The following is a 14767-nucleotide window of genomic DNA, read 5'->3' as shown; positions in this document are numbered from 1 at the left end:
CCATATTCTTATTGGGATGAACGGCTTTGGTTGAATAGGTGGCAGTTACTGAAACGGCCGGGTTCAAGCTGACGCAGCTGAGTTGCCTGACGAAAACAGGCGTCATGGGCTTTGCTACAGCGAGCCTGGAAACGGCAACCCTGAGGAATTTCCAGCAGGTTAAGCGGGTTCCCCGGAATCCCGGTCAGCCGGGTTTTTGGGCCGGTCAGCGGCGGGAACGAGTTACCCAGTCCCTCGGTGTAGGGGTGGTACGGGCGTTCCAGGATTTGTTTGGAAGGCGCCACTTCCACCAGTTCACCGGAGTACATGATCCCGATGCGATCGGAGAACTCGACCATCAGGGACAGATCGTGCGTAATAAACAGGATAGAAAACCCGAACTCTTCTTTCAGGGCGTAGATCTTTTGCAGGATCTCACGCTGTACCACCACATCCAGTGCGGTGGTGGGCTCATCCATGATGATCATCTTCGGATTGAGAGCCAGAGCAATCGCGATCACCAGACGCTGACGCATCCCGCCGGAAAACTGGTGCGGATAATCCTGCAGTCGGCTCGGGTGGATATCGACAATTTCCAGCAGCCCTTCGGCCCGGCGTACGGCCTGCTCACGGCTGAGGTTGGTATGGCGCATAATCACATCGCAGAACTGCTCTTCCAGACGCAGCACCGGGTTCAGGGCGTTCATCGCACTCTGGAACACCATTGAGATTTCGCTCCAGCGAAACGCACTCATTTGCGAGTCGCTGAGTTTAAGGATATCGCCGTGACCATCGAAAATGACTTCACCGCCGGTAATGAATGCAGGTGGCTTATGCAGGCGCATCAGTGAGAAGGCAACGGTTGATTTACCGCAGCCTGACTCACCCGCCAGACCAAAGATTTCACCCTTGCCGATGTCAAAGCTGACATTGTTGACGGCACGGACATCACCGGCGTCAGTGATGTAATCGACGCACAGGTTTCGAATGGAAATTTGCGGATTGGTCATTATTTTTCGCCCCCTTCCAGTGCAGGCTTAGCGTTAATTTCAGCTTCTGTTTCAGTGTTTTGTTGCTTGGCCATGTTCTTCCAGCGGCGCATTCCCTTGTGAGAGCGCAGTTGCGGGTTGGCAATTTCATCGACGGCAAAGTTGAGCAGCGCCAGGCCGATGGCGATGAAGATCAGGGCCAGACACGGTGCAAACAGTTCCCACCAGGCGCCGACCAGCATCGACGAAGAGGTGCGGACGTTGTTAAGCATGACGCCCCAGCTGATGGAATTCGGGTCGCCCAGTCCGAGGAAGGAAAGGGTGGCTTCGGTCATGATGGCCAGCATGACGGAGCCAATGAAGCTTGCGCCGACAATCGAGACTAGGTTAGGCAGAATTTCGACGAAAATAATGCGCCATGACGATTCCCCCAGAACCTCTGCCGCTTTGACGAACTCTTTCTCCCGCAGTGAGAGGGTCTGAGCGCGGACGACCCTTGCTCCCCACGCCCAGGAGGTCATTCCGATGACGATCGCAATGGTGACCGGCCCGGCCTGGCCAATGAAAGCGGCAATCACAAACAGCAGCGGGAACTGCGGAATAACCAGCATTATATTCATCGCGGCAGTGAGGATGTCATCCACCCGGCCGCCAAAGTATCCGGCTGATACCCCGATAACGGTGGCCAGAAAACAAACCACCAGACCGGCACCGAAGCCGACAGCCAGTGAGGTACGGGTGCCGTAAACCACCTGAGACCAGATATCGCGGCCCATGCGGGACGTTCCCATCATGTGATCGGCCTCTTTTGACATCAGCAGGGTACGGCGGTTGTCTGCCAGGTTGGTTGCCACCCAGCCATCCGGGTTGTTTTGGGCGGCTTTGACGATAAATGCCGGGTACTCGTGTGGGTTACCGGTTTTACGATCCGGCGCATGCTTGGTGATCAGTGGGGCAAAAATGGCCGCCAGAATAAAGGTGCAGATAATGCTCAGGCCCAGCAGTGCCTTACCGTTGTTACTCAGTAGTTTAATTAGTGCATTCATGATTATTTCCCTCCCTTGCGTAGGCGAGGATCCAGCGCGACGATAAGCAGGTCGGCCAGGAAGTTAAAGAACAGCATGAACAGGGTCATGATCAGTAGCTGACCTTGCAGAACCTGGTAATCCCGGCCGTTAATGGCGTTCAGCAGCACGGTACCCAGACCCGGATAGTTGAAGATGATCTCGATAATCAACTGGCCGCCGATAGCCATCCCTAGGGCCATCGACAGAGCGGTAACACTCGGTAGCATGGCGTTTCGGGCTGCGTAGTTGAACACGACCCGGTTTTCGCTCAGGCCCTTGCCTTTGGCCATGGTGATGTAATCTTCGTTTAGCAGGTTGATCATGTTGTTACGCATGCTGATCAGGAAGCCGCCAATCTGGATGATGGTGGCACAAACCAGTGGCAGGACGGCGTGGTAAGCCACATTTTTGTAGAACTCAAGACTGGTCCAGTCTGCAATTACCCCGGGGGTATAGGCATAACCGGTCGGAAACCAGCGCATGCTGATGGAAAAGGTGTACAGCGCGATCATGGCGGTGACCACCGCAGGAACAGCTTGCACAACCAGCATGGCCGGAGAGATGAAGGCATCGTATTTACTGCCGCGTTTCCAGGCAGCAAAAATGCCCAGAATGGAGCCGATGCAGAACGAAAGAATAACTGCTGTCCCGGCCAGGAACAGTGACCAGCCGACGGCGTTACCCAGCATGTCGTTGACCGTTTGAGGGTAGGTCTGGATAGAGATCCCCAGGTTCCAGCTCAGAATGCTTTTAAGGTAGGTAAAATACTGTTCGTACAGTGGCCCGTCGACAAACCCGAGCAGTTTTGACATGGCGGCAATACGTTCTGGCGTGACCTGTACGGTCGCGTTAGCAAACATCATGGTCACCGGGTCGCCGGGCATGGCGCGCGGTATGATAAAGTTCAGCGTAGCGGCCACAAGGAACGCGATAAAGTAGAATGACAAACGTCGTAGAAAGAATCCCATAACTCACACCTTTCCAAACCAACCCTTCACTAGCGGCTGGATTCAGGACGAAAAACCCCCTGACGACTGGCGCCATACATTGCACAAGTGAGGGGGAAGAGGCGGTGCGCAAGGGGCGCACCGCAAATGAAGCAGAACTTACGACTTAGGTTTCAGATCCAGTACCTGAAGAACACGTTCCTGAACACCGGCCCAAATCATCGGACGGCCTTTCGGATTGTTTTCATTCCACCAACCGTCAAAGCGGGTCGTGTTGTACTGGAAGTTAAATGCGCCGGACATGACAGGCACAGTGATCTGGTTTTCAGCGATGATCTTCTGAATGATGTGGGCAATTTTCAGCTGCTCATCTTTATCAGCGGTCTTATAGAAACTGTTCAGCAGTTTATCCAGCTCCGCGCTCTTGTAGTGGTGCATGGCAAAACGAGGCTTACCTTCACCTTCCTGCAGTGCGGAGTTGTAGCCATCATTCCAGTAAGTGTGAGGATCTGCACCGTGGAAGAAGTTGGTGTAGGCCACATCGTAGGTACCGTCCTGCATCGCTTTGTTGTAAACCGCGAAGTCCGGAGTGCGGGCTTTGGCGTTGATGCCGACTTCCTGCAGTTGCTCAACAGCTAGCTGAACGGTGTTGTTGAAGTCAGTCCAGCCATTCGGCGACTGAACTTCCAGCTCAATCTTCTTACCGGTTGGGGTTTCAACAAAGCCGTCACCATCAATATCTTTGTAGCCGGCTTTCTTCAGCAGCGCTTTGGAATTTGCGGTGTTGTAGGTATTGAAGCCTTTGTACTTGTTGTAGATGGTATTGTCAGACCAGGAAGCAAAGGCTTCGCCGAGGCCCGAGGCGTAGTTGTTAGGTTTGCCGTTGCCGTAGAACGCGATATCGATGATGGTCTGGCGATCCAGTGCCATAGAGAAAGCACGGCGGAACTCGACATCATTGATTGCTTCGTGGTTGCCTTCTTTCGGCGACTTGTAGTTCAGCAGGAAGGATTGTGTACCGGCCGCAGGATACCAGTATTTGTGGTTAGGGTTTGCTGCTGCATACGTGCTGTCGATGTCAGGAATGAACGATGAGGTCCAGTCCAGCTCCGAGTTGATGATTTTCGCCAGCAGCTGGTCGTTACCGGCAATCTGAGGAACGCGCAGACAGTCTACGTCCAGATTGTCGTTATCCCAGTAGTGTGGGTTACGGCACTGAACATACAGCTGTGGAGTGAAGGTGTCGATCTCGGTGAAAGCACCGGAGCCGACCGGATTGTCATTGGTGAACGACTCTGGGTTCTTAATCTTGCTCCAGATGTGTTCTGGCACGATTGGCACTTTGGCAATTTCAAACGGCGCGTTAGAAGTGGCTTCTGTTAGGCTGAAGATCACTTTGTTGTTGCCCTGCTGCTTCACTGCCGTGACCCAGTTATTGATACCGGTACGGTCCAGCTCAGGTTTTTTCTTCAGCAGTTCCAGTGTGTAAACCACGTCTTTGGCGGTGAAAGGTTTGCCGTCAGACCACTTAACCCCATCGCGAAGTTCAAACGTTACCTGCATCAGGTCGTCAGACATGTAGTAGTTTTTCGCGATACGCATAACCGGCTCGTTACCGTGCATCTGGTTAAAAATCACCAGTGGCTCATAGATGAACTCGGTGGTGGTGTCCAGATCGGTATCCAGGAACGGGTTAAAGTTACGGACCATTGTAGGATAAAACTGAGGTACGATAGTCAGCTCACTGCGTTCAGCAGCAGAAGCCACTGGCGCGGTTACTAGGGTTGACGCGGCGGCGACAACGGCGAGTGCTAACTGAGTTTTTTTGATATTGGCAAGCATAGCTGTTCCTTACTCTTTGCTTTTGTTTCACTTATGAAAATACCCGTTGAACGGGACCCTCAAACCTACTTCATCTGAGCTGAGTAACGCGGCCCAAACAAATGGCCTTGTAGGCTCTCAGTGACCTTAAGGAAACTCCGGAATAACAAATAGGTCAATCTGGCTTCCCGTTAAAACCGTCAAAATACCCGGTGGTACCGTTAAAACCGTAAATATCTGAGTGTGATCTGCCTCAGCGGCGGAAATCCTCTGTGCGGTATCTCACAGATAATTTTATCGATTATATTTTCAATGTGAGCGTTTACTATCGATTTTTACTTTTATTTTATTGATGTTTAGTGGCTGACTTTGGAGTGAGTGATGTAACGGGAGAGGAGTTGGGAGGATATTTCCTTGCGGAAAATTTATCCCCTGCATTTGTTGTGATTATGCTCTCAGAATACGTATTAACCCCGTTTCCAAGACGGAACGAGGCTGAAAAAACAGCTTTTGATGGGAAATTGACCAGTATAAATCCGACTGGAGAAGGCGTTTTTTCGGTTTTTACAACGCATAATTTGAGGCGAAAAAAAGCCCGCCAGGCGGGCTTGAAAAAGGCGCGGTTTATACCGAAGCAAGGAGGCATCCCGGCAGAGATCAGCTGATAAGGTGTTGCAGTTGCTGCCTCATCAGTTGCAGTTGTTCTCTTTCATCGGCGGGCACCTGACAGCGTTCCAGCACAAAATCCACGGTGCTGAGTACCGTGCGCCAGCGCGGTGTTTTGGGCAGAGTTTCAAGGTGCAGGTATTTATCCAGTGTCCGGGTTTGCAGGGTACTGCGGTCGAGGTAGACCCGCCAGAGCCCGCTTTCTTCGGCCAGTTCAAATTTGGTTTTCCTGGTATAGCGTTCCCAGACGCCAAGGGTGGTCTTCATGGTATCGACCAGCAGTTCGCGCAGGGTATCGTGCTTGCTGCCGCCTTTGTCATCCAGGCGATCCGCCAGTTCGCTGAATTCCTCGCCCAGATGACGGAGTTGGTCCAGGCTGTGCCGGTCACGGTTGAAGGCAAAGCCGGATAAAACGTCGACGGCATTTTCCAGCACTTTGATACGGTGCTCTTCAGTCGGACCGTGGTTGTCAAAAATAAACATCCGCTGTAACCCGGAGGCTTCCGGCAGGTTAATCACGTCAGTGCTCAGGGAACTGAGGCCATCCCCGATGCGGAACATCAGCTTGCCGTGGAAATGGTGGCGGCTGGCGATGTCTTCCGGCAGATGAGTGGCCAGAATATCGTAAAGGTTGTGGCGCTCCAGTTGCTCAGGAGTGCGTTCAAACAGTTTACCGGCGGCGCTGTTGGCATAGCGTATAAGGCCGTCGTTACGGACACAGAGTATCGCTTCATTGGTGGATTCGAGCAGCCCAAGCAGGCGGCTCTGGGTTTCCAGCAGGCCCGCTTCCGTTTCTTTTCGCCGTGCCACTTCTTCGGCCAAGATCTGATTTTCCAGGCGCTGGCGTTCAGTTTGTCCAGCTTTCAGGTGTGCCCCGATCCGGGCGGTCAGCTCTTCTTTATTGAATGGCTTGGTCAGGTAATCGTTGGCACCGGATTCAAAGCCGCGTACCCGATCCTGAACCTGTCCCAGGGCAGAAAGCATGATGATGGGTAAATCCAGCATGCTGTAGGTTTTCCGCAGTTGCTCACAGACTTCATAGCCGGACATCTCCGGCATCATAATATCCAGCAACACCAGTGCGGGCTGTTGTTCATCAACCAGCTGAAGCGCCTGCTGGCCACTTTCTGCAGTGATCACCCGATACCCTTCCAGTCGCAGGAAGTTATGCAGAACTTGCAGGTTGACCGGTTCATCATCCACGACCAGCAACAGGTCGCCATCCGGATTATCCGGTAAATCTTCCAGCTCACACACCGTTGGGTCGCTGATCGGAGCCTGAAAGTGAAGGTTGCGGTTGGCCAACTGACTGTTAGCAATGTCATGCTCGCTGGCCAGGTTCAGGGTGAAGCTGAACGTAGTGCCTATCATCGGTTGGCTGCTGACGTACAGGCGTCCCCCCATTAAATCCACCAGCTGGCGGCTAATGGACAGCCCCAGTCCGGAGCCCTGGCGGTAATGGGCGGATTGCGTATTGGCCTGGGTCAGCGGCTCAAAGATATGCTCCAGCTGCTCGGCAGGGATCCCCTGGCCGGTATCTACGACCTGAATCCGAAGCTGCTTTTGCAAAATCGTGGCTGAAAGGATGATCTTACCTTCAGAGGTGTATTTGATGGCGTTACCGACCAGGTTGTACAGTACCTGCTCGATACGCTGCTCATCGCCCAGCACCAGCGGCAGGTCATCAGGGATCTGGTTGATGATGCGGATCGGCTTGTTGCCCAGCAGGTGGCTGGACAGTTCCAGTACCAGACGCACGGCCGAGGCCAGATCTACCGCATGGCGCTGTATATCAAGATCGCCATAACGCATCTTATGATAATCCAGCAGATCATCGACCAGGTTGGTCAGGCGCTGGCCGCTATTGATGATGATCTCCAGCTGGCGTCGTTGCGAATGTTGTAACGGGCCGTTGGCACCGGCCAGCAGCGATTCGGCGATGCCGACCATCCCGTGCAGCGGGGTCCGCAGTTCATGGGATGTGGTGGCCAGAAACTCATCTTTCAGTTTATCAGCGGTCTGCAGCTCGTTGTTCTTCTGCCGTATCACCAGCAGGTTTTGCTCCAGCTCCGTGTTTTGTTCGCGGATCAGGGTGATTTTATCCCGAATGGAAGATTGCATGCGGGCAAAGCTGGTGGCCAAGCGGCCGATTTCGTCGCTGCGCTCGGTGCTTCCTATCTTCTGATCCAGATCCCCGGCGGATACCCGCTCAGCGGCCCAGGTCAGGCGCAGCAAAGGCGCGGTGATGGAGTTGGAGAGCCAGTGCGAAGCGATAATCACCAGCACCACGGCCGTCAGCATGGCCGCAAAGAAGATTTTTTCCAGCTGGCGAATGCGGGCGAAGGCTTCTTTTTCTGGCAGCTCGACGACCAGCGCCCACTCACTGCCCTTGAGGCTGATGGGGGCGAAGGCGCTCAGTACCGGCACCCCGCTGAAGTTGGCAAAGCTGCCCACGCCGCTGTTGCCGGCCAGTGCCTGATCGATGCTCGGGCTGGAATAGGTCGCGGGGGCCTGAGTACTTTGCGGCAGCAATGAGCGGTGATCCTGGCCTACCAACAGGGTCTGCACCTGATGATTGGTTGTGGCCACGGTGTCGCTGAGAATGTCCCGGATGGAGCGGTTACTTAGCTTAAAAAAGACATAACTGTGCAGATAGCCTTGCTGAATGATGGGGGCGGCAAACCAGGCGGCGAGATCCGGGTGATCTGGCTCAGCACTGAAATCCGTGAATACGACCGGAACCTGATCCGCGCTGTAGCCGGATTGCCGGGTGAGGGTCGAAATCGCGGTAAAAGTAGTGCTCAGTGCCTGAAACGTGTGGGTGGTTTGCTGCAGGTTGACGCTGAATGTCTCGGGACTGTTGGCGGAATAGACAATATTGCCCTGTAAGTCGACCAGCAGAATGTCGCTGAAATGCGACCGCTTAAGGTATTCGTCGAAAGCCCAGTTATAGCGTTTGTACATCAGCCGGTATCGTTCATGGCTGGCGTAATTCGTGACTCCGTTCTCAGCCGGCGCCCTCATGGTCAGCCGCTCCGTAAAATATGTGCTGCGACCGAGTTCCTGCAATTGCCCGCTGATGTCACCCAGTTGGTTATAAGCACCGACCAGGCCGTAGAACCGTCCGCCACTGGCATTGGCCAGCTCAGAGCGGGCAAAGCTCTGCACTTCCGATTCCCGTGCCGTAATGAAGCTCTCCAACTGCTTGCGTTTGTTGTCGAGCAATGACGCCAGGTGATTGGTACTTTGCTCTGCTAAATCAGTGGTGTGGGAGCGAAGGAAAAATAATGCTGAGAGGAGCAGGGGAGTGATACTGAGAACGAGAAATGCCAGCATTAGGGTATGCTGCAGTCGCTTGAAACGGGTAGTCTTCTGCATTCCGGTGCCTGAAATTTACCTGTAATACTCTAAATGCAGCCGACTTCTTTGGCAGAAGCTGACTGGCGTGACAGTGAAAAAATGCTCTTATTTTGACGAAATTTACGTCATAACACGAAAAATGGGATCTTCTGTCACCTTATACGTGGTTTTTTTGCATTATCAAGAAAGCAGGCGGGGAAGCGTGTGGCGACACACAGAATTGACGGAGTTAACGGTTGGGAGGGGCTGTTTTTTGCCCATATTGACGGGATTTGTCGGTATTTTTACCCGGTGAGACGGTGAAACTCACCGGGTAACGAAAGAACATTGCGCTATTTTTTCGCGGCGTAAATGTTGAATTTATTGTTGCCGGCCGGCTGCTCACAGTGGCCCAGGCTGGCTTCGATCAGCGGCGGGTAACGCAGGAAGCTGTTGGCGACAATGATCAACTCGCCACCAGTGGTCAGGTGCTGGGGGGCTTCAGCAATCAAGGTTTCTGTGGCGGCGTAGAAGGTTTTCAGGCCGGCGTGAAACGGCGGGTTGCTGATCAGAAAATCGTAGTGACCCTGAAGGTCGCTGTATACATCCGTCGCGGTAAAACGGGCTTCCAGCTGATTAACACGGAAGGTTTCCTGTGCTGAGGCGATGGCTAGCGCGCTGATGTCACACAGCTCCAGGTCAATGTCCGGGTGGTTGGCTTTCATGAATGCACCAATAACACCGGCACCACAACCGAAGTCCAGTACCTTGCCGTGCAGTGCCGGCAGAGTTTTCAACAGAAGTTCGGATCCTTTATCAAACTCCCCGTGGCTGAAAACGCCTGGCAGCGAACGGATCGTCAGGCTTTGTCCGCCCAGCTCCAGCGGGTAGCTGCGGAACCAGTCCTGCAGGACAAACGCCGGTGCATTGTGGTCACAGCGACCCCAGTAAAAACTGCAGCGTCGGGCCGAGTCGTATTTGGTCAGTGGACCAAACGGGCCAAACATTTTTTCGGCGCTGCGCACGCCGCTGCGGTTCTCTCCTACCACACAAATCTCGGTGCCCGGCGCCACTTTCGCCAATAGCATGGCCATTAGGTATTCCGCTTCCGCTTTGGCTTTCGGCCAGTAAAGCAGGATCATATCGATGGATGCGGCGTCACCGTCAAATTCGGCACCAAAATGGGCAGTTACCTGAGGGCGCGCAGCCAGAGAGCGGTAGAACCCGTAGTTGGTGGTAAAGACTGTGACTGAGGCGGCGGTTTGCGCCAGCTCAATCGGAAACGCATCCGCCAGCTCACCGGCAATCAGGACATTGCGGTTTTCAAAAAACTCAATCTGGCGGAGAGCGACTTGGCTTGCAGCACTATAGGACATATCGGCCTCAGAAACGGTGACAGGAATATGGGGCGCGAATTGTTCCATAAATTCAGGGATAAGAAAAGCCGGAGGGCGGGGCCGTCCGGCTGATGTTAGGCAAGGTGCCGTGTCCCCGGGCATAAGCCGTGCGGGGACGGCGGTAAAACTGAGGCGCCTGACTCAGTGCTCATCCTGATGACGGAGGAAATCTTTGAATTCCACTTCATACAGTTTGAATAGCACTAGAGTGATGGCAAAAATAATTGGCCCGTAAATCAGGCCGATCAGTCCGAAGACGTTCAACCCGCCGATGATTGAGAAAAAGATCAGCAAAGTGCTCATGCCTGAGCTGCCTTGCATCAGCATTGGCCGCAGGAAGTTATCGATGGAGCCCACCACGACGGCACACCAGATGGCCAGGAACAGAGCCCATTCCCATTGACCGACGAGCAGAAGATACAGGGTCGCCGGGATCCAGATCAGCGCGGTGCCGACCACTGGGATCAGCGAGGCAAATGCCATCATTGAGCCCCAGAACAGCCCTGGGAATCCAGCCAGCCACATGGCAAAGCCACCTGCTGCGCCTTGTGCCAGTGCCGTCAGGAAAGAGCCCAGTACTGCCGATTTGGCCACTTGCTCGACTTCGTTCAGTACGGCGTCTTCCTGGCTGCGGGAGAGCGGCAATACATGGCGGATCGTGGCGACGATGCGGTCATGATCCCGCAGCAGGAAGAACAGCACAAACAGCATCAGCATGAAGTTGATCAGAAAGTTAGTGGCATCCCCGAGCAGCTTGGCGCTGGTGTTCAGCAGTTGGGCGCCAAATTTAGAGGCTGTTGCCGCGATTTTGCGGACAATTTCCTGGGCATCCAGCGGTTCAAAAGGCAGATATTTATCGAACAGTGCCATCAGTTTGACCACATACGGGTGCCCCAGCACCTCCTTGACGCCCCCGGTTGTCAGCCAGTTGTAGCTGTCGCGGGAAAACGTTGAGCCCTGATGAATGATAGAGCTGAAGACCACCAGCAGCGGGATCACGATCATAAAGGTCAGCAGGGTGCAGGACAGCACGGCTGAGAGATTGGGTAATGTCGGCAGTCGGTGGCTGATCCGGCAGTGGATCGGGTAAAACAACAGCGAGATGATAAAGGCCATGACGATGGGGCCGAGATAAGGCGCAATCAGCTGGTAACTGGCGTAGGCGGCAAGCGCAAGCGCCGCAATGAGCACCCAATGGCGGGACTCGATTTTGACGGAAGACGGCACGGTCAAATCCTTATTAAGGTCAGTGTTGTATGATACTGTTTTGTGGTACTTATGATTGCATCACCGGTCAGGTGTGGCAATTATCAATGTAGCCTGTTCAGGAAATATTAAGGAGTTTGCGATGGGGTGCTGTGATTGCGGATGCGATGAAAAGAAAAAGCGCCGGGTGCCACTGGCACTGTGGGTGGTTTTGGGGATAGCGGTTCTGACTGTGCTGTTCTGGCAATAGGTTGTTCTCCATATCCAGATATAAAACTCAGCCTGGCAACCCTAGCACGCTTTCGGGCTGAAAACGGCGACTTGCAGATAGTACAATGCCGCTCGTTGAGCGGCATTGTAGGGTTGGACGATGCGAATTACGCCGCTTCTTCTGCCAGTTTGGCAAACGCGAATTCTGCAGCGTCCAGCGTGGCTTCAATCTCTTTGTCACCGTGCGCCAGAGAGGTAAAGCAGGCTTCGTAGGCGGACGGAGCCAGGTAAACGCCCTTTTCCAGCATCAGGTTGAAGAAGCGCTTGAAGCGTTCGATATCACACTTCGCCACATCGCCGTAGCAGTTAACCGTTTCTTGGTCAGTGAAGAAGAAACCGAACATGGCGCCGACCTGATGGGTTTTCAGTGGGATGCCGTATTTGTCAGCCAGAGCCTGGAAGCCTTCTGCCAGACGCTGAGTGGTGTGAGCCAGACGCTGCTCATTGCCAGGCTGAGTCAGAACGCTCAGACAGGCGTGGCCGGCTGCCATGGCTACTGGGTTACCGGACAGGGTACCCGCTTGGTAAACCGGACCGGTTGGCGCAATGTATTCCATCACATCACGACGGCCACCGAAGGCACCTACCGGCATCCCGCCGCCGATCACTTTACCCAGCGTTGTCAGGTCAGGTTTGATGTTGTAGTAACCCTGTGCCCCGCCGTGTGAAACACGGAAACCGGTCATCACTTCATCCAGAATCAGCAGGGCGCCAAATTCGTCACAGATCTCACGCAGGCCTTCCAGGAAGCCAGCAACCGGTGGGATGCAGTTCATGTTGCCGGCTACTGGCTCAACGATGATACAGGCGATCTGCTCTGGGTGCTCAACAAAGGCTTCACGAACTGAGTCCAGATCGTTGAAGGTACAGGTCAGAGTGTGCTTGGCAAAATCTGCCGGTACACCTGGTGAGCTTGGCTGGCCCAGCGTCAGGGCGCCAGAACCGGCTTTCACCAGCAGGCAGTCGGCGTGGCCGTGGTAGCAGCCTTCAAACTTGATGATTTTGTCGCGGTTGGTGTAGCCACGAGCCAGACGAATGGCGCTCATGGTGGCTTCGGTACCAGAGCTGACCATACGAACCATTTCCATTGACGGCACCAGCTTCGACACCAGCTCAGCCATGGTGATTTCCATTTCTGTCGGCGCACCGAAGCTCAGGCCGCGCTGAGCCGCTTCAATAACGGCATCGCGGATTGCCACGTGGTTGTGGCCCAGAATCATCGGACCCCATGAGCCCACGTAATCAATGTAGGCTTTGCCGTCTGCATCAAAGATATACGCGCCGTCTGCTCGTTCGATAAAGAGCGGAGTACCGCCGACACCGGTGAAAGCACGTACCGGAGAGTTAACCCCACCTGGGATTGTTTGTTGCGCTTTGGCAAATAAATCAGCTGATTTGCTCATAGGGTTGTCCTGTTTGAATAATTGTCCGATGTGAACTGCCCGGCATTGTACCTAGGCGGTGGGGGGCTTTCAATTTCCCGGCGGGGGAACTCTGCGTCAGCTCAACCTCTTAGCGCGGAAAATTGCGTGCAGCAATGAAAAGCTAGTTTTCAAGAATGCCGATGTAAAAACCAGAGCGGGTCGACTATCCTTGGTAAGACGCTTCGCGTCCCTTTCTTTTTGCCCCGGTTCCACGGGATATCATCGACATACGGCGAGTTCAATGACGGATACAAACCAAGGCACTCCTGCGCCTGAACGACTGCAGCCCAGCGGGCTGGTACGGCGCTTTCTTTCCCGCGATAAAACCCCGATTTCAGTTCTGTTTCTGTCGGCGCTGGTCGGACTGGGAGCCGGGTTGCTGTCAACGCTGTTTGAAATCTCGGTGCATTGGGTCTCGGAGCAGCGCACCGAATGGCTGCGCAATGAAATCAGCAATGTGTTGCCGCTGTGGTTGTCGGCGTTTCTGATCAGTGCCGGGCTGGCGCTGGTCGGTTATTACTTGGTCAGCCGATTTGCGCCCGAGGCGGCAGGCTCCGGGATCCCGGAAATTGAAGGGGCGATGGATGATATCCGTCCGGTACGCTGGTGGCGGGTGCTGCCGGTCAAATTTATCGGCGGGCTGGGGGCGCTGGGCTCCGGCATGGTTCTGGGGCGGGAAGGCCCCTCGGTGCAGATGGGCGGCAATATCGGGCGCATGGTCTCCGACCTGTTCCGCCTGAAAGACAAAGAAGGCCGTCATGCGTTGCTGGCGTCCGGGGCAGCTGGCGGGCTGGCCGCAGCGTTCAATGCTCCGCTGGCCGGTATCATGTTTGTGGTTGAGGAGATGCGGCCGCAGTTTCGTTACAGCCTGATCTCGATAAAATGCGTGATGATTTCAGCGGTTGTGGCCAATATCGTCTTTCGCAGTATCGCCGGCCAGAACGCAGTGATCACCATGCCGCAATATGCCGCGCCGCACTTGCATTCACTGTGGCTGTTTCTGATCCTCGGGATGCTGTTTGGTATTTTCGGCGTGATTTTTAACCGCCTGATCACGCTGGCGCAGGATTTGTTCGTCAGGGTTCACCGTAACGAGCGGCGCCGTTACCTGCTGACCGGTACCTTATTAGGCGGCTGTTTTGGCTTGTTGCTGCTCTATTTGCCGGAGCTGACCGGCGGTGGGATCGGCCTGATTCCGAGTGCGACCCAGGGCGAGTACGGGGTCGGGCTGCTGTTTCTGCTTTTTGTGGCGCGGGTAGCGACAACCCTGTTGTGTTTTGGCTCTGGCGCGCCCGGTGGTATTTTTGCCCCGATGTTGGCTCTGGGGACCTTATTCGGCACGTTCTTCGGTGCCGTGGCGCAACACCTTTTTCCGGATATGGGGCTGGACGCCGGAATGTTTGCGATTGCCGGAATGGGAGCGCTGTTCGCCGCGACGGTGCGGGCACCGATTACCGGTATATTGCTGGTGATTGAGATGACGAACAACTATCATCTGATCCTGCCGCTGATTATTACGACCCTGGGCGCGACCATGCTGGCGCAGGTTCTGGGTGGACAGCCTATTTACTCGCAACTGCTGCATCGTACCATTGCGAAAGAAAAAATGGCCCAGCAGTCGTCCTCAGAGGTGGTCAATACTTGAACGAGATAGTCAGGTAT

General features: G+C 54.4%; 10 protein-coding genes. 2 read left to right on the top strand and 8 right to left on the bottom strand.

Going from position 1 to position 14767, the window contains the following annotated elements:
- Positions 1-8: 8 nt before the first annotated feature.
- From FH974_RS13410 to FH974_RS13395, 4 genes are all read right to left on the bottom strand, one after another.
- On the bottom strand, positions 9-989 hold the full coding sequence (locus FH974_RS13410) for an ABC transporter ATP-binding protein (RefSeq protein WP_047886420.1): 981 nt from the start codon (positions 987-989) through the stop codon (positions 9-11).
- On the bottom strand, positions 989-2014 hold the full coding sequence (locus tag FH974_RS13405; protein ID WP_047886421.1) for an ABC transporter permease: 1026 nt from the start codon (positions 2012-2014) through the stop codon (positions 989-991). The genes FH974_RS13410 and FH974_RS13405 overlap by 1 nt, the downstream gene beginning before the upstream one ends.
- Positions 2015-2016: 2 nt before the next feature.
- Positions 2017-3003 carry an ABC transporter permease gene (locus FH974_RS13400; RefSeq protein WP_047886422.1) on the bottom strand — a complete coding sequence of 329 codons (987 nt, stop codon included), beginning with the start codon at positions 3001-3003 and terminating at the stop codon, positions 2017-2019.
- A 138-nt stretch (positions 3004-3141) separates the two neighbouring features.
- Positions 3142-4824 carry an ABC transporter substrate-binding protein gene (locus FH974_RS13395; RefSeq protein ID WP_047886423.1) on the bottom strand — a complete coding sequence of 561 codons (1683 nt, stop codon included), beginning with the start codon at positions 4822-4824 and terminating at the stop codon, positions 3142-3144.
- Between the two features lie 353 nt (positions 4825-5177).
- Here FH974_RS13395 and FH974_RS13390 point away from each other — a divergent pair, with 353 nt between their 5' ends.
- Positions 5178-5468 carry a hypothetical protein gene (locus FH974_RS13390; RefSeq protein WP_146149664.1) on the top strand — a complete coding sequence of 97 codons (291 nt, stop codon included), beginning with the start codon at positions 5178-5180 and terminating at the stop codon, positions 5466-5468.
- Here the strand turns inward: FH974_RS13390 and FH974_RS13385 are convergent.
- The 4 genes from FH974_RS13385 to hemL all read right to left on the bottom strand — a co-directional run bounded on the left by FH974_RS13385 (position 5461) and on the right by hemL (position 13084).
- Positions 5461-8847 (bottom strand): response regulator, encoded by a 3387-nt coding sequence (locus FH974_RS13385; protein WP_047886425.1) that lies wholly within the window; start codon positions 8845-8847, stop codon positions 5461-5463. The genes FH974_RS13390 and FH974_RS13385 overlap by 8 nt on opposite strands.
- A gap of 314 nt (positions 8848-9161) precedes the next feature.
- Complete coding sequence (rsmC, locus tag FH974_RS13380; protein ID WP_207103341.1) at positions 9162-10184, bottom strand: 16S rRNA (guanine(1207)-N(2))-methyltransferase RsmC; 1023 nt, start codon at positions 10182-10184, stop codon at positions 9162-9164.
- A 162-nt stretch (positions 10185-10346) separates the two neighbouring features.
- Positions 10347-11432 carry an AI-2E family transporter gene (locus tag FH974_RS13375; protein ID WP_047886426.1) on the bottom strand — a complete coding sequence of 362 codons (1086 nt, stop codon included), beginning with the start codon at positions 11430-11432 and terminating at the stop codon, positions 10347-10349.
- 356 nt (positions 11433-11788) lie between these two features.
- Positions 11789-13084: a glutamate-1-semialdehyde 2,1-aminomutase gene (gene hemL / locus FH974_RS13370; protein ID WP_047886427.1), complete on the bottom strand. Its 1296-nt coding sequence runs from the start codon at positions 13082-13084 to the stop codon at positions 11789-11791.
- Between the two features lie 262 nt (positions 13085-13346).
- Here hemL and clcA point away from each other — a divergent pair, with 262 nt between their 5' ends.
- Positions 13347-14750, top strand: coding sequence for a H(+)/Cl(-) exchange transporter ClcA (clcA, locus tag FH974_RS13365; RefSeq protein WP_047886428.1), 1404 nt, complete (start codon positions 13347-13349; stop codon positions 14748-14750).
- Positions 14751-14767 lie beyond the last annotated feature (17 nt).

Origin of the sequence: Photobacterium ganghwense, assembly GCF_017329545.1 — a bacterium.
Classification (GTDB): Bacteria; Pseudomonadota; Gammaproteobacteria; order Enterobacterales; family Vibrionaceae; genus Photobacterium; species Photobacterium ganghwense.
The sequence above is the reverse complement of the archived record's forward strand: the minus strand, read 5'-3'. Positions and strand labels throughout refer to the sequence as shown.